This window comes from Curtobacterium pusillum (assembly GCF_013359865.1).
Lineage (GTDB): Bacteria > Actinomycetota > Actinomycetes > Actinomycetales > Microbacteriaceae > Curtobacterium > Curtobacterium pusillum.
Genome location: NZ_JABMCE010000079.1, coordinates 1 through 14,262, shown reverse-complemented (window position 1 = coordinate 14,262; position 14,262 = coordinate 1). Strand labels below are relative to the sequence as shown.

The window sequence follows — 14,262 nt, the reverse complement described above, 5'->3', positions numbered from 1 at the left end:
GTAGCCTGCGGTCTCCGCGGGGCGCGTACGGTGGGCGCCACCGAACGAGGAACAGGAGGTCCCCCGATGGACACGATGGCGATGATGAAGAGCATGTCCGCGACGGAGATGCCCATGGCGATGGACATGGACATGATGCAGGACACGATGATGGCGATGAACGCCGCGTCGATGGCCGCGACGATGTGCTCCGCGAGCGACATGCGCATGGGCTCGGAGATGGCGACCTGCGCCGCCCTGTGCTCGAACATGTCGATGATGGCCGACACGGGCATGCGGATGATGATGCGGCCGATGGGCATGGACGCCGACAGCATGCGCGCGATGCTCATGGCCTGCACGGCCATGGGGAAGGCGTGTGCCGCCGAGTGCCGCACCCACGCCGACATGGAGGAGTCATGCCGCTACTGCGCGATGGCCTGCGACGAGATGGTCGCGAAGTGCGAGGCGATGATGGCCTCGATGAGCGCCTGAGCGCCTGGCTCCTACGCGACGCGCGCGGTGGTCTTCCGACCGCCCGCGCTGAGGATCTCCGCGGCCGGGTGGTGGGCGACCGGGTCGCCGACCGAGACGAGACCGTCGGCGTCCGCCGCCCGTAGCTGCGTCACGCCGCCGTCGAGGAACGCGACCACGAGCCCGGCGGCGCGGGTCTCGACGACGATGCCGTCCCTCCAGGCGCGGGGGGTGGCGTCGGCCATGACGCGCTGGATCGGAAGGATCGTCGACGGGGTCGTGCGGGACATGGCTTCACCTGCTCTCGAAGGGGTTCGGTGCAGGAAACCTACGTCGCCGTCGGCTCGCCGCTCAACGGCGGGCTACGCGGGGCGTAACAGAGACGTCAGAAGATCATCGGCCGGTCGTCGTCGAGCGACGTCTCGAGGTCGAGGTCGACCGTGACGGGCACGTGGTCGCTCGGTGCGTCGCCCTTCCGCTCGTCGCGGTGGATGCGGGCGTCCGTGACGACGTCGGAGAACGCCTGCGACCCCAGGACGAAGTCGATGCGCATGCCCTCGTTCCGGGGGAACCGCAGCTGCTTGTAGTCCCAGTACGTGTAGCCGTCCGGCACGATCGGGCGCACCACGTCCTGCAGTCCGCGGGCCTCGAACTCCCGGAAGGCGGCGCGCTCCGGCTCGCTCACGTGCGTGTGCCCCTGGAAGACGTTGACGTCCCACACGTCGGAGTCGAGCGGTGCGACGTTCCAGTCACCCATCAGCGCCAGCGGGGTCTCCGGCGACGCCTCGAGCCACTCCGAGGTCCGGTCGGCCAGCTGGGCCAGCCAGTCGAGCTTGTACGTGTAGTGCGGGTCGCCGACCTCGCGGCCGTTCGGCACGTACAGGCTCCAGAGTCGGACGCCGTCGACGGTGACGCCGAGGGCGCGTGCCTCGGTGGGCACGTCCGGCCCCTCGTGGCCCTTCAGGAAGCCGGGCTGGCCGGGGAAGTCGCGGGTGACGTCGTCCATCGGCAGGCGGCTGGCGAAGGCGACACCGTTCCACTGGTTCAGGCCGTACGCCTCGACCTGGTAGCCGGCGGCCTCGAACGCCTCGACGGGGAACTGCTCCGGCTTGCACTTGATCTCCTGCATGCCGAGGACGTCGACGTCCTCACGCACCAGCCAGTCGACGATCCGGCCCACTCGGGTGCGGACGGAGTTCACGTTCCAGGTCGCCACGCGCATGGGTTCGAACCTACCGGTCTCTTCCCGGCACGATGGTGTTCGCTGGGAGTCCAGCACCAGACCGCATCGGAGGCACTCATGGCATCGACGACGAACCGCGTCGACGGGACCGCGACGACCGGCCCCGCGGCCGGCACCACCACGACGCAGGTGACATCCAAGGGCAGGACGATCATCGATGACACCGTGGTCGCGAAGGTCGCCGGCATCGCCGCGCGTGACGTCCCCGGCGTCTTCGCGCTCGGCGGCAACGCGGCACGGGCGTTCGGCGCCATCCGCGACGCCATCGGGTCGAGCGCGCTCGGGCAGGGCGTCCGCGTCGAGGTCGGCGAGACCCAGGTCGCCGTCGACCTGACGATCGTGGTCGACTACCCGACGCCGATGATGGAGGTCGCCACCGCTGTCCGTGCCGCGGTCGCGAGCGCTGTGACCGAGCTCGTCGGGCTCGAGGTCACCGAGGTCAACATCGCCATCAACGACGTGAACATCCCGGCGCTCAACGGTGCCGTCGACGAGGCCGAGGGTCGCGTCCGGTGAACGCCACCGTCGTCGGCATGGGCGTCGGCGCACTCCTCGCGATCGTGGCGGTGACGCTCGGCTTCTGGGCGTTCGTCGTCGTCGCCGTGTTCATGCTCGTGGGCGGACTGGTCGCCCGCATCGCCACGGGCGACATCGACTTCCGCCGGCTGCTCGACGTGCTGCGCGGACGCCGGAGTTCGTCGTGAGCGAGGCTGCCGTCGCCGGGTACGACCGCATCGGCGCGGCAGCACTCGTGCACACCGCCCAGGCCGTGGCCGCCGAGGAACTCCGCGTGCCGTTCCAGGAGGCGCGTGCCCGGGTCGCCGACGACGGTCACGGTGCGCTCGCGGTCGAGATCACCGCCCCGCTCGCGGTGCCCGTGCTCGGGAGCCACGCGGTCCCCCACGAACCCGTCACCACGAGGGCGCACCGGGCACGCGGCGCGATCGCCGAGCGGCTCCAGACCATCACCGGACGACACGTCCAACGCGTGACCGTGACGTTCTCGTCGTCGATCGTGGACGTGCCGAGGAGGGTCCGATGACCGACCGGTCCTTCCCGGACCCACGCGTGACCCCGGCCCCGGACCCACGCGTGACCCCGGCCGGGCCCACCCACGACCGCGTGTACCGCCGGATCATCCGGCGTGAGACGAACGCGTCCCGTGCCGGTGCCGTCGTGGTCGCGATGCTCGTCGCACTCGTCGTCGCCGTGGCCGCCGTGTTCGCCGCCACGCTCGTGCTGCTCGACCAGCGCGTGCTCGGGATCGACCCGCGTGACGTCGTGGACGGCGCCGTCGGGGCGCCGGAGGGCCTCGACACGACGGTCGTCATCGGCACCGCGGCGATCGTGGCCCTCGTCGGGCTCGTGTTCCTCGCACAGGGCCTCCTGCCGCAGCGTCGGCCGCGGCACGCGATGTCCTCCGACCGTCTCGCCGTCGTGGTCGACGACGAGGTGCTGGCGTCGGCCGCCGCCCGTGCCGCACGCTCGGCGACCCGGCTCGGCCCTGACGCCGCCGTCGGCACGGTCGGACGCCGGACGGTGGACGTGGTGCTCCGCCCCGCAGCCGGTGTCGACGTGCCCGCGGTCGCGGCGACCGAGGCCGTGACGGCGGAGTTCGCCGCCATCGAGGCGTCACCCGCCCTCGCCGCGCGGGTCCGCGTGCAGCCGACCGGACGGGTGGACGGATGAACGCGACGAACCGCGGCGTGGGCCGCACGGCGCTCGTCCTCGTCGGTCTGGCGCTGCTGGCGCTCGGGGTCGGCACGATCCTGGTGCTGACCGTGCCGTGGGCGGCGGCGACGTGGCACGACTGGGCCCGTTCCCTGGACGACCTCGGTTCCGACGCCCGCCGTGACGCGGCGGTGACCGCGTGGACGTGGGTCCTCGGCGGTGGCGTGGTGCTCGGCATCCTGGCGCTCGTCGTGCTGACGACGCTCGGGGGCGGTCGGGTCGGCACCGTGGTCGAGGATGACGGATCCGCTGATGGTGTCGCCGGCACGGTGCGGATCGACGCCGCTGCCGTGCAGCACGCCCTGTCGTCCGCGATCGGTGCCGTGCCGCAGGTGGGGTCGCTCGCGGTCGACGTCTACCGGGTCAGCGGCGGTCGGGCGATCCGGATCCGGGTCCGACCGCGTCGAGGGGCATCGCCGCGCGAGGTCACGACCAGGGTCGAGGGCATCGTCGCCGACCTCGACGTGCTGCTCGGCGCCCGACTGCCGGTGCTGCTCGAGATCGCGCGCGGTGGCTCGGGGTCAGGGCGCACGGACCGGGTGCACTGAGGCCGCATGCCGCGCTCGATCGACGGACTCTCCCGTGCGCGGGGCGACGTCGTGGTGCCGCACGTCGTCACCGAGGCCGCGCACGGGCGTCCGGTACAGGCTGTGTGGGTCAACGAGATCGGCGGGCGCACCTTCCGGATCGGTGACGACGGGCGCGCCGAGGAGTACGTCAAGGTGCTCCCGCACGTGTACGCGCCGTGGATCGTCGGCGAGGCCGCTCGGCTGACCTGGGCCTCGCGCTACGCGAGGGTTCCGGAGCTGATCGACCACGGTGCCGACGACGAGGGCGTCTGGCTCCGGACCCGGGCGCTGCCGGGCTGGAGCGCCGTCGACCCCCGGTGGCACGACGAGCCCCGGACGGCGGTGATCGCCGTGGGCGAGGGGCTCCGCGCGCTGCACGACACCCTGCCCGTGCCGGACTGCCCGTTCGAGTGGTCGACCGCGCAGCGTTCCGGGCGGGCGCGCGCTGCCGGAGCCGACCCCGACGCGCTCGGGCCGGAGCCGCCGATCGACCGCGTGGTGGTCTGCCACGGAGACCCCTGCACGCCGAACACCCTGATCGGAGTGGACGGCCGGTGGGTCGGGCACGTCGACCTCGACGCGCTCGGCATCGCGGACAGGTGGGCGGACCTGGGCGTGGCGACGATGGCGCTCGGCTGGAACTACGGCCCCGGGTGGGACGAGCTGTTCCACGAGGCGTACGGGCTGCCGGTCGACGAGGAGCGGACGGCCTGGTACCGCGCACTCTGGAACCTGGACGACGACGGTGTCGAGACGGCGACCGGGGCCGAGGGGCAGCGCACCGGAGACTAGAAGGCGACGCCCCGAGCCTGCATGAACGGGACGGGATCGGTGGTCGCACCGTTGAGGTGGACCTCGAAGTGCGTGTGGCAGCCCGTGGACTGCCCGGTCGAACCGACCAGGGCGATGAGCTGCCCGGCCGAGACGTGCTGGCCCGGGCTGACGCGGAAGCCGCCGTTCACGATGTGTCCGTACGCCGTCTGCACCCCGCCACCGTGGCTGATGCGGACGTAGTTGCCGTACCCGCCGTACCAGCCGACGTAGTCGACGGTGCCCGCAGCCGCGGCGACGATCGGCGTCGAGCAGCCGCTCGTGAGATCGGTGCCCTGGTGGAGCGCGACGGCGCCCGTGTAAGGGTTGACCCGCCACCCGTACGGGCTGATCACGTACCCGCTCGCCGGCCGTACCCAGCCGGTGCCGGAACCGGACCCGGGGGATCCGCTGGACCCCGATCCGCTGCTGCCCGAGCCACCGCTGTTCGCGGCAGCGGCAGCCGCAGCCGCAGCAGCCCGAGCCGCGGCCTCACGCGCGGCCTTCTCCTCCGCCGCCTTGCGCACGGCCTCGCCCTTGGCGAACTCCGCCTCGGTCCGGACCCGGCCGGAGGTCAGCGTCGCGAGCTGTGCGTCGAGCCGGGCCTTGTTGCTCTGCTGCTCGTCGTACGCCGACTGCACCGCGTCCGCCGCGGCCTGGGCCGCCTGCATGCGCCGCTCGGCCTCGGCCGCCAGTTCGTCCAGCGCCTCGGCTGCCCGGTCCGCCTGGGCGGTGAGCGAGCGGGCCACGGCGGCGTCGGCGGTGGCGGCGGCCTCGACCCGCTCGGCCTGCTCGGACAGCTTGCTGAGCGCACCGAGGTTGTAGAGGAGGTCACTGGCGTCTTCGCCCCCGGAGATGACCGATGCGGTGACGTCGGCACCGCCGGAGCGGGCCATCTGCGCGGCGAACTGCCCGGCCTGGGCAGCGCTCTGCTCCGCGACGTCGGCGTGTTCCTCGGCGTCGGCACGGAGCCGCTGTTCCTTCTCGGCCGCGTCCTGCGCGTCGCTCTGCGCCTCGAAGAACTCGGTGCCGAGCCGCTGCGCCTCGGCCTCGGCCGCCTTCACCTTGGCGGAGAGGCCCGAGATGATGCCCTTGATCTCGGTGATCTGGTCCTGCTTGGCGGACTCCTGCCCGCGCGCCGCCATCACCTCGTCCCACGAGGGGTACGTCGCCGCGCCGGCCGACGGCGCGTCGAGGACCACCGTGCCGAGCAGTCCCGCGAGTGCGAGACCGGTGGCGGCGAGACGGAGGCGCACGGCGGCACCGGGGGCGGAGTGGCTGGTGGGACGAGTCACGAGCTCGAGCCTATACATCCGTACAGGGACGATCGGGTGACGGCGCGCGGCTGTGGAGAACTCGTGGGGACGACGGCTCAGAAGCCGCGTTCCCGGCGGATGTCGTCCGCGCTCCCGACCACGTCGCGCCGCAGGACGGCGGCCCCGGCCGTGCCGGCGTAGTCGTACACGTCGAACCCGGAGCAGTGCGTGATCGTCGCCGGCGCTCCGAGCGAGTCCTCCACCGGGGTCGTCCAGAGGTCGCGCGAACCGATCACCACGAAGGTCGGGCTCGCGTCACGGTAGGCGCCGAGGTCGACGAGCCACGGGTAGGTCTCGAACGTGTCCCGGACCTGGAGCAGCTGCACGTTGTTCGACGCGTAGGCGGCGAGCGGCCGGATGGTCCAGAACTGTCCGACTCCCACGACGTCCCGGCTGTCGGACCAGCGGTCCAGGCACGCCGCGGGGTCGTAGCGCGCCTGCGCGACCGCCCGCACGGTGCTCGGCGCCGCGGCGATGCCGGCGAGCAGGACCCCGGTGGCCGACATCGCGAGCACGAGCCGGATGCCACGCCGCGGCCGGTGCACCCGGGTGCGGCGGACGGCGGTCCGGGCGAGTTCCGCGACCGCGACGAGCGCGAGCAGCGGTGCGGTCACGATCGGCTCGAGGTAGCGCGGTGTCTCCGACCCCGCGACGACCACCCCGACCGACACGGCCACCACCGTGACGACGGGGAGCGCAGCGGCGACGAGGACCGTCCGCGATGTCCGGACCCGCCACGCCCACACCGTGCCGCCGACCGACAGCAGCACCCCGACGAAGAGGAGCAGCAGGCCGGCGTCCCCGGCCGCCGACCCCGCCCGGCTGTCGGTGAGCGCCGCGAAGAACCGGAGGGTCGCGCCCGCGCGGGACGGCTGCACGTAGGTCGACGGGTCGAGCGACACGAACGGACGCAGCGGGATCCGGAGCAGGTACCCGACGACGGACCCGGCCGTCACCGTGCCGGCGAGCAGGAGCACCGGACGCCACGGCAGCCGGCGGGCGAGGGCGAGCAGCACGAGCGTGACGACCAGCGGCGCCCCGGACCACGGCACGTACAGCGGGTTCGAAGCGGTCGTGAACGCGGCGACGAGGCCGAGCACGACGAGCACGGTGCCCGACGCCCGCCCGGCCCGCACCGCGCGGAGCACCAGCACCGCCGAGCCGAGCATCGCCAGCACCGCGCCGTAGTAGTACGTCGTCGTGAGGAGGAGCGACGCGAGCTCGAGCGACGTCGCGGTCGCCGACGACTCGGTCAGCACCAGGAGCGTCACCAACCCGAGTGCCACGGCGGACACCGCGATCCGTGCCGACCGACGTGCCGCGGGCATGAGCTCGTTCGCCGCCGCCCGCACCAGGGCGTACACGGCGAGCAGGACGAGCACGCCGTTCAGCGCCAGGGCCTGCTGCGGCGTCGCCGTCACGAGGGAGCAGAGGAGGTAGACGGGCAGCTCCGGGAAGAAGAACAGCGCCGGGGACATCGCCCACTCGAACGGCTGCCCGAGCTGCACGGAGCGCTCGACGAGCGGTAGCAGCACCGAGTCGCCGTCGTACCAGAGCAGGTCGACCCGGGCGGTCGCGAGGACGTGACGCAGGGCGATGACGGACAGGGCCAGCGCGACCAGGCCGCCCAGCGCCTCCTGGCCGGCTGCGAGCCGCCGCGATCGCCACCGGCTGCCGCTGGACGGACGCGCCACCTCGGTGGCGGGGCGCGTGTCGGAGGGCATGACCGGAGCGTACCGAGCGCCGCTCGGGGCGACCCCACAGCACGTGAGGGCACGACCCCAGCACGGGGGAGCGCGCTGGGAGGGCGACCGGCTACCCTTGTGGGCTGTGACCGACGCGCGCGACCAGCTCATCCAGTTCATCTCGGAAGAAGCGGTGTTCCACGGAGACTTCACCCTCACGAGCGGGAAGAAGGCGACGTACTACATCGACCTCCGCAAGGTGAGCCTCGACCACCGCGTCGCTCCGCTCATCGGACAGGTCATGACCGACCTCATCGGGCAGGTCCCGGACGTCGCCGCCGTCGGCGGGCTGACCATGGGTGCCGACCCGATCGCCAGCGCCGTCCTGCACCAGGCCGCCGCCCGCGGTCTCGCGTACGACGCGTTCGTCGTCCGCAAGGAACCGAAGGACCACGGCCGCGGCAAGCAGGTCGAGGGCCCGGACCTCAAGGGCAAGCGCGTCGTCGTGCTCGAGGACACCTCCACCACGGGCGGGTCTCCGCTCAAGGCCGCCGAGGCGCTCGAGCGCGAGGGCGCGATCATCGCCGCCGTGGCCGTCGTCGTCGACCGCGACACCGGCGCGAAGGAGAAGATCGAGGCCGCCGGCTACCCGTACTTCGCCGCGATCGGGCTGGCCGACCTGGGGCTGAGCGCGTGACCGGGGAGCGTCCGGACGACGCGCACGAGCCCGACCAGACCGCCGGCCCCGCAGACGGGGACGACGGACTGGAGGCACGGCGCGCGTCCGTCCCGGACGCTCCGTTCCACGGTCTCCGCAGTGCCGCGGACATCTTCGGCGCTCCCCGCGGTGCGGACGAGTGGCCGTCCCGACGCGAGCGTCGCGAAGCGGAGAAGGCCGCACGGGAGACCGGTGCGCCGCTGCCCGAGCCCTTCGAACCGGTCGTGTCCCCGTCGGAGCCGGCGTTCGACGAGCCCGCAGCTTCCCCGCCGTCCTCGGACGACGACGGTGCGACGCAGGCGATCCCGATGCGGGAGGAGCTCACTGCGCCGTCCGAGAACCCGCAGGCCAGCGCCGAACACGAGCGGGAGACCCTCGGCGAACGGATCCCCGCCGCCGCACCGGTCCCTCCGACCTCGGCCGCGCCGCACCCGTCGTCGATCAGCCTGCCGACCGCGCAGGCCCACCGCGACCAGCGCGCCGCGGAGAACCGCGCGATCGAGGACGAACGCCGCCGCCTCGACCCGTTCGGCGAGGGACGCGGCGACGTCGACTGGCTCGGCCGGGCCAGCGGTTCGCAGCCGGCGCCGACCGGCCCGGTCGTGCCGCCGCCGCTCGGGGTCGAGAACGTCCTGCCCACCACCGACGAGCCGCCGAGCTTCACCGAACTGCTCCGCATCGCCGACGTCGAGGCCGCGGGCACCGGCGGACACGAGCGTCCCTTCGACTGGGCGATCCGCGACGACGAGACCGGCGAGGTCCCGGCGACGTTGACCACGAACGCGTTCGACACGACGGCGCTCGCGGGCGGCTCGTGGACGCTCGCCGACGAGTCCGACGACGACGTCGTGTCCGGGGAGCTCGAGACGCCGGTCACCGGCACGCCCGCCGTCGACGCGACGTCCGACGAGGAGCCGACCCCGGACGTCGAACCCGCGCCCGTCGCCGACGCGACGGGCGGGGCAGGGGCCGAGCCGCGCCTCCAGGACGACACCGCGGCCGACTCGGCGGACGCGGCGACCACCGCGCTCCCCGTGGCCGGGACGCCGTGGTGGGCCGAGCCGGAGTCGACCGTGCCGCCGACCGTCGCACCGCCGCTCGTCGAACCGGTCGCTTCGGAGCACGACAGCCCGGCGTACCCCGCGCACCTGCCGCCCGCCGTCGGACAGGACCTCGACGCCGTCATGGGCATCCGCGGGCACGAGCCGGTCCAGCACCACGACGAGCCGACACCGCTGCCCGCAGCCGCACCGGACGACCTCGACCAGTCCGAGTGGGACGGCCGGGAGACGAGCGACACGAGCGCGATCAAGGACCTCTTCGGCACGGAGGCCGTCGGGGCGCTCGGAGGGACCGGGTACGACCCGCACGACACCGGCACGCGCATGATGCCGGCCGTGGGTGCCACGCCCGCGCACGCCCCGGCCCCCGGCCGCACCCCCGTGGCGCCCGTTCCCCCGGCCGCAGCGTCGGGTGGCGGTGACCGCGGCAACTTCATCAACGAGGGCTTCGCCAAGCTCCGGAACGAGGGACAGCGCGGCAAGCTCCTGCTCATCTGGGGTTCGATCGCGCTCATCGTGATCCTGCTCGTCGCCGTGTTCGGCCTGACGCGCTGGATCCTCGGCAACACGATCGAGGACCACACGCCGGCACCGACGTCGACGTCCACCGCGCCCGCCTCGGCGAAGGCGTCGTCGGCGTCGTCCGCGTCGGCTGCGCCGTCGGCTCCGTCCTCGTCGACCTCCTTGCAGACGCTGCAGTTCGCGACGACGCCCGCTGCTCCCGGCGAGCACAGCTGGACCGACCTCGCCGGCGGGGAGTGCCTGTCGCCGTTCACGAACGCGTGGGCGCAGACGTACACGGTGGTCGACTGCGCGACGCCGCACGTCGCCCAGCTGACGGCACGCCTGCAGGTGTCGGCGAACCAGTGGCCCGGGCCGGACGCGCTCGCCGCGCAGGCCGCCGAGCAGTGCCAGACCTCGGCGGCGTTGGACACCGCGGCTGCGGCATCCTACGGGGACGTGCAGGTGCAGGGGTCGTACGCGCCGGACCAGGCGACCTGGGACCAGGGCGACGTGTTCATCTCGTGCTTCGTCACGCGGTCGTCGGGGGCGACGATGACGGGGTCGGTGGCGCCCGGCGCCTAGGTCGGGGTGGGCGGACTCGGAACGACGTTCCAGCGTCCGCATTCGTGCCCCGCGCCCCGTCCGTCAGTCGGTCGCGCCCAGGACGCGTGACCCGAGATACTGTCCGGCCCCGTTCCGCAGGATGTCGTACAGCGTGCGGAGCGCACGATCGGGGTGGTCGTCGTCGGCGGCGCGGAGGAAGCCCTCGACCACGAGCGTGGCGACCAGACCTGCCGTCCGGTCGTCCGCCTCGGTGGTGTCGGTGATGACTTCGGCGAGCCGAGGAACGTAGCCGCGCCAGGTCGACTGCCAGCGCCCGTGCAGGGCGGGCGTGCGGTCGACGAGCGCGCGGAACTCGGCGAAGTCCGCGGAGCCGGTGCGGGAGGCCTCGGCGGCACGACCGGACAGGAACCAGGTTTCGAGCGCGTCGAGGACGTCCTGGTCGCCCGGGCGATCCCGGACCGTCGCCACGAGCTGGTCGACGAGCGATTCGTCCTCGTCGAACACCAGTGACTCCTTGCCGCTGAAGTGGGCGAAGATCGTCGCCACCGCCACATCGGCCCGCTCGGCGACGTCCCGCATGCTCACGGCGTCGAACCCTCGTTCGAGGAAGAGCTCGAGCGCGGCGGTCGAGATCGCGGCGCGCGTCGCGGCCTTCTTGCGTTCACGTCGACCGGACGCGTTGGGTGTGCTCACCCGAGGACAGTACCACCGCTCCGATCTCGTACTCGTTGCAAAGTCAGAATGATTCTGCTTTCATGTCCTCGACGCGGAGAAGGCCTCCACGTCGGAGGGAGCGCATCATGACGAACGGCACCGACGGACAGCGGATCGTGATCATCGGCGGCGGCCCCGGTGGCCTCACGTGCGCCCGGATCCTGCAGCAGCACGGCATCGACGCGACCGTGTACGAGCGCGACGTCGACGAGCACGCCCGCGACCAGGGCGGCACGCTCGACCTGCACGAGCACGACGGACAGGTCGCCCTGCGCGCCGCCGGACTGCTCGACGAGTTCTTCGCACGTGCGCGACTCGACGCCCAGGAGATGCGCCGCGTGTCGACCTCGGGCGAACTCGTCCAGCGGTTCGTGCCGGACGCGGGCGACACCTCCGCGCCCGAGATCGACCGCGGACAACTGCGGTCGATGCTGCTGCGGTCGCTCCGACCTGGAAGCGTGCAGTGGGGGAAGGCCGTCGAGTCCGTGACCGGGCCGGACGCGGGACCGCGCACCGTCGTCTTCCGCGACGGCACCAGCGTCCAGGCGGACCTCGTCATCGGCGCCGACGGTGCTTGGTCGCGGGTCCGGGCGGCCGTGTCCGACGCTCGGCCGGCCTACTCGGGGGTCGGGTTCGTCGAGGCATGGTTCGACGACGTCGACGTCGCGCACCCCGAACTCGCGCGGCTCGTCGGCGGGGGCAGCGCGATGATCAGCGACACCGACGGTGCGTTCTTCGCCCAGCGGAACAGCGGGGACCACATGCGGGTGTACCTCGTCCGACGTCGGCCGCTCGACTGGATGACCCGAGCGGGCCTCGCGCCGGAGGACACCGAGGGCATCCGGGCACACCTGCTGCAGGAGTTCGCCGGCTGGTCGCCCGAGGTCCTCCGCTTCGTGACGGACAACGACGGCGCCTACCTCGACCGGCCCCTCTTCGCGCTGCCGTCGCCGCACACCTGGGAGCAGTCGGCGTCGGTCACCCTGCTCGGCGACGCCGCGCACCTCATGCCGCCGGCCGGTGTCGGCGTGAACCTCGCGATGCTCGACGCCAGCGAGCTCGCCCTCGCGCTCGTGCACGCCCGGAGCACGGCGGAGGCGGTCCGCGCCTACGAGGCCACCATGCTCCCGCGGTCGGCCGAACGTCAGGCCGCCCTCGACGGCAAGGCGGACTTCCTGCTGCACGCGTGAACGGGACGCGCGCCGCGACGGCCTGGAGGCGCGTGACGGGCCCGTCACGCGCCTCCAGGCCGTCGCAGGGCGGGCCGGGGAAGACCCGGATTCGGGTCGCCGAACAGGGGCGATCAGCTTGCGCGGGCCGTTCGGAGCGCGCCAAGGTGGGTGTCGAAGGGGAGTAGCTCCCAGCGCGTGCATCGACACACTGGCCATCACGACGATCGGCCCGGTGCACCACCCGGACAGTGCCGCAGCAGGCCGGCCGGGCGAGCGAGACCTTCGGCCGTCCCGCCATGGCCGGAGCCGCTCGAGTGTGTGCAGCGTCATGGCTCCGATCAGGAGATCCACCATGACGAACACCCTGTCGACACCCACGTCGGCGCCGGCCGCCCCCGCGCCGCGGATGGGCGCCAGCGCCTGGGGTCGCATCGCGATCTGCGTGGTCCTCGCCCTCCCGGCCGTCGTCTTCCGCCTCGGCGGTTTCGCGCCGAACCCGCTCGTCGACCTGCTCGTCTTCGGCGGCGCGGTCGTCGCCGCGTCGTTCCTCCTCGCCTGGGCCGCCGAGGCCGCGCAGAAGGACATCGCCGGTGCCCTCGCCATCGCCATCCTCGCGCTCATCGCCGTGCTCCCCGAGTACGCCGTCGACCTGTACTACGCGTTCCGCTCCGGGTACGACCCGTCCTACGAGCAGTTCGCCGCCGCGAACATGACCGGGTCGAACCGGCTGCTGCTCGGGTTCGGGTGGCCGCTCGTCGTGGTCATCTCGCTCCTCGTCGCGCGCCGGTTCGTCCGGGCCGGGTCCATGCCGCCGATCGCCACGAAGGTGCTCGAGCTCGAACGGTCCGCGCGGCTCGACGTCGGGTTCCTGGCGCTCCTGGCGGTCGTCGCGTTCCTCATCCCGCTCATCGGGTCGATCCCGATGTGGTTCGGATTCGTGCTGCTCGCCGCGTTCGTCTGGTACCTCTGGCGAGCGTCGAAGGTGTCCGACGGCGATGACGACGAGGAACTCCCCGGCATGGCGGGCAACATCGCATCGATGCCGCAGCGCGCCCGCCGCTGGACGATCGCGGCGCTGTTCGTCGTCGCGGCCGCCGTCATCCTGTCCTCTGCGGAGCCCTTCGCCGACGCCCTCGTGCAGTCCGGCAGCGCGCTCGGCATCGACAGCTACTTCCTCGTGCAGTGGCTGGCACCGCTCGCGACCGAGGCGCCGGAGTTCATCGTCGCCGCGCTCTTCGCCCTGCGGGGGATGGGCGGCGCCGCGATCGGGACGCTCATCGCGTCGAAGGTGAACCAGTGGTCGCTGCTCGTCGGGTCGCTGCCGATCGCGCACGTGCTCGGCGGTGGGACCACGGGCGGCCTGCCGCTCGATGCCAGGCAGGTCGAGGAGTTCATGCTGACCGCGTCGCAGACCGTGCTCGGCGTGGCGATCATCATCGCTCTCCGGTTCCACCGGTGGTCGGCCATCGCGCTCGCCGCGCTGTTCGCGGTGCAGTTCTTCGTGACGGACACGAACGGGCGCTGGGTGCTGAGCATCGTGCACCTCGTCGCGGCCGCGGTCGTGTTCTGGGTGCACCGGAAGGACGTCCTGCCGACGATCACGGCGCCGTTCCGGCGTCCGTCCTCGCCGGCGTTCCGCGACTGACGCGCGGGGCGCCGGACGCCAGGCGCGGTGCGCGGTGCGCGGGGGCGCGGCGCGGTGCGCGGGGCGCAGAGCGGTGC

At 72.9% G+C, this 14,262-nt stretch carries 16 protein-coding genes; 11 read left to right on the top strand and 5 right to left on the bottom strand.

Annotation, left to right across the window (positions count from 1 at the left end; genetic code table 11):
- Positions 1 to 66: 66 nt before the first annotated feature.
- Positions 67 to 474, top strand: a complete 408-nt coding sequence (locus HP507_RS10625) for a four-helix bundle copper-binding protein (RefSeq protein WP_175351762.1) — start codon at positions 67 to 69, stop codon at positions 472 to 474.
- Positions 475 to 485: 11 nt separating this feature from the next.
- Here HP507_RS10625 and HP507_RS10620 read toward each other — a convergent pair whose 3' ends face one another.
- The gene (locus HP507_RS10620; protein ID WP_175351761.1) at positions 486 to 743 is read right to left on the bottom strand and encodes a nuclease; all 258 of its coding nucleotides are present in this window, start codon (positions 741 to 743) and stop codon (positions 486 to 488) included.
- Positions 744 to 838: 95 nt separating this feature from the next.
- Positions 839 to 1,675, bottom strand: a complete 837-nt coding sequence (locus tag HP507_RS10615; protein ID WP_175351760.1) for an exodeoxyribonuclease III — start codon at positions 1,673 to 1,675, stop codon at positions 839 to 841.
- A gap of 78 nt (positions 1,676 to 1,753) precedes the next feature.
- On the opposite strand from HP507_RS10615, the gene HP507_RS10610 reads away from it, so the two are divergent.
- From HP507_RS10610 to HP507_RS10585, 6 genes are read left to right on the top strand one after another with little or no spacing between them, the layout of a single operon-like run.
- Entirely contained in the window at positions 1,754 to 2,212 is a 459-nt protein-coding gene (locus HP507_RS10610; protein WP_175351759.1) for an Asp23/Gls24 family envelope stress response protein, read from the top strand.
- On the top strand, positions 2,209 to 2,400 hold the full coding sequence (locus HP507_RS10605) for a DUF2273 domain-containing protein (RefSeq protein WP_079238071.1): 192 nt from the start codon (positions 2,209 to 2,211) through the stop codon (positions 2,398 to 2,400). Before HP507_RS10610 ends, HP507_RS10605 begins: the two co-directional genes overlap by 4 nt.
- On the top strand, positions 2,397 to 2,738 hold the full coding sequence (locus HP507_RS10600; RefSeq protein WP_175351758.1) for a hypothetical protein: 342 nt from the start codon (positions 2,397 to 2,399) through the stop codon (positions 2,736 to 2,738). The genes HP507_RS10605 and HP507_RS10600 overlap by 4 nt, the downstream gene beginning before the upstream one ends.
- Entirely contained in the window at positions 2,735 to 3,385 is a 651-nt protein-coding gene (locus HP507_RS10595; RefSeq protein ID WP_175351757.1) for a hypothetical protein, read from the top strand. The genes HP507_RS10600 and HP507_RS10595 overlap by 4 nt, the downstream gene beginning before the upstream one ends.
- A complete protein-coding gene (locus tag HP507_RS10590) occupies positions 3,382 to 3,975 on the top strand; it encodes an Asp23/Gls24 family envelope stress response protein (protein ID WP_175351756.1) in 594 nt (197 codons plus the stop codon). The genes HP507_RS10595 and HP507_RS10590 overlap by 4 nt, the downstream gene beginning before the upstream one ends.
- Positions 3,976 to 3,981: 6 nt before the next feature.
- Complete coding sequence (locus HP507_RS10585; protein ID WP_175351755.1) at positions 3,982 to 4,788, top strand: aminoglycoside 3'-phosphotransferase; 807 nt, start codon at positions 3,982 to 3,984, stop codon at positions 4,786 to 4,788.
- On the opposite strand, the gene HP507_RS18420 is transcribed toward HP507_RS10585, so the two are convergent.
- Entirely contained in the window at positions 4,785 to 6,101 is a 1,317-nt protein-coding gene (locus tag HP507_RS18420) for a M23 family metallopeptidase (protein WP_175351754.1), read from the bottom strand. The two genes, HP507_RS10585 and HP507_RS18420, sit on opposite strands and share 4 nt — an antisense overlap.
- Before the next feature lie 77 nt (positions 6,102 to 6,178).
- Positions 6,179 to 7,846: a hypothetical protein gene (locus HP507_RS10575; protein WP_175351753.1), complete on the bottom strand. Its 1,668-nt coding sequence runs from the start codon at positions 7,844 to 7,846 to the stop codon at positions 6,179 to 6,181.
- A gap of 106 nt (positions 7,847 to 7,952) precedes the next feature.
- On the opposite strand from HP507_RS10575, the gene pyrE reads away from it, so the two are divergent.
- Together pyrE and HP507_RS18415 are read left to right on the top strand one after the other, a co-directional pair.
- Positions 7,953 to 8,504: an orotate phosphoribosyltransferase gene (pyrE, locus tag HP507_RS10570; protein ID WP_175351752.1), complete on the top strand. Its 552-nt coding sequence runs from the start codon at positions 7,953 to 7,955 to the stop codon at positions 8,502 to 8,504.
- Positions 8,501 to 10,672 carry a septum formation family protein gene (locus tag HP507_RS18415; RefSeq protein ID WP_175351751.1) on the top strand — a complete coding sequence of 724 codons (2,172 nt, stop codon included), beginning with the start codon at positions 8,501 to 8,503 and terminating at the stop codon, positions 10,670 to 10,672. Before pyrE ends, HP507_RS18415 begins: the two co-directional genes overlap by 4 nt.
- A 63-nt stretch (positions 10,673 to 10,735) precedes the next feature.
- On the opposite strand, the gene HP507_RS17585 is transcribed toward HP507_RS18415, so the two are convergent.
- Positions 10,736 to 11,347: a TetR/AcrR family transcriptional regulator gene (locus tag HP507_RS17585; protein ID WP_271207298.1), complete on the bottom strand. Its 612-nt coding sequence runs from the start codon at positions 11,345 to 11,347 to the stop codon at positions 10,736 to 10,738.
- 107 nt (positions 11,348 to 11,454) lie between these two features.
- Here HP507_RS17585 and HP507_RS10555 point away from each other — a divergent pair, with 107 nt between their 5' ends.
- Positions 11,455 to 12,558, top strand: a complete 1,104-nt coding sequence (locus HP507_RS10555) for an FAD-dependent oxidoreductase (RefSeq protein WP_175351750.1) — start codon at positions 11,455 to 11,457, stop codon at positions 12,556 to 12,558.
- 334 nt (positions 12,559 to 12,892) lie between these two features.
- Positions 12,893 to 14,185: a sodium:proton exchanger gene (locus HP507_RS10550; protein WP_246328218.1), complete on the top strand. Its 1,293-nt coding sequence runs from the start codon at positions 12,893 to 12,895 to the stop codon at positions 14,183 to 14,185.
- Positions 14,186 to 14,262 lie beyond the last annotated feature (77 nt).

What these genes read in the sequence shown, in the direction of transcription:
- HP507_RS10610 (WP_175351759.1), top strand. Translation starts at nt 1,754, where the DNA reads ATGGCATCGACGACGAACCGCGTCGACGGGACCGCGACGACCGGCCCC.
- HP507_RS10595 (WP_175351757.1), top strand. Translation starts at nt 2,735, where the DNA reads ATGACCGACCGGTCCTTCCCGGACCCACGCGTGACCCCGGCCCCGGAC.
- HP507_RS10550 (WP_246328218.1), top strand. Translation starts at nt 12,893, where the DNA reads ATGACGAACACCCTGTCGACACCCACGTCGGCGCCGGCCGCCCCCGCG.
- HP507_RS10625 (WP_175351762.1), top strand. Translation starts at nt 67, where the DNA reads ATGGACACGATGGCGATGATGAAGAGCATGTCCGCGACGGAGATGCCC.
- HP507_RS10575 (WP_175351753.1), bottom strand. Translation starts at nt 7,846, where the DNA reads ATGCCCTCCGACACGCGCCCCGCCACCGAGGTGGCGCGTCCGTCCAGC.
- HP507_RS10585 (WP_175351755.1), top strand. Translation starts at nt 3,982, where the DNA reads ATGCCGCGCTCGATCGACGGACTCTCCCGTGCGCGGGGCGACGTCGTG.
- HP507_RS10620 (WP_175351761.1), bottom strand. Translation starts at nt 743, where the DNA reads ATGTCCCGCACGACCCCGTCGACGATCCTTCCGATCCAGCGCGTCATG.
- HP507_RS10615 (WP_175351760.1), bottom strand. Translation starts at nt 1,675, where the DNA reads ATGCGCGTGGCGACCTGGAACGTGAACTCCGTCCGCACCCGAGTGGGC.
- HP507_RS10590 (WP_175351756.1), top strand. Translation starts at nt 3,382, where the DNA reads ATGAACGCGACGAACCGCGGCGTGGGCCGCACGGCGCTCGTCCTCGTC.
- HP507_RS10555 (WP_175351750.1), top strand. Translation starts at nt 11,455, where the DNA reads ATGACGAACGGCACCGACGGACAGCGGATCGTGATCATCGGCGGCGGC.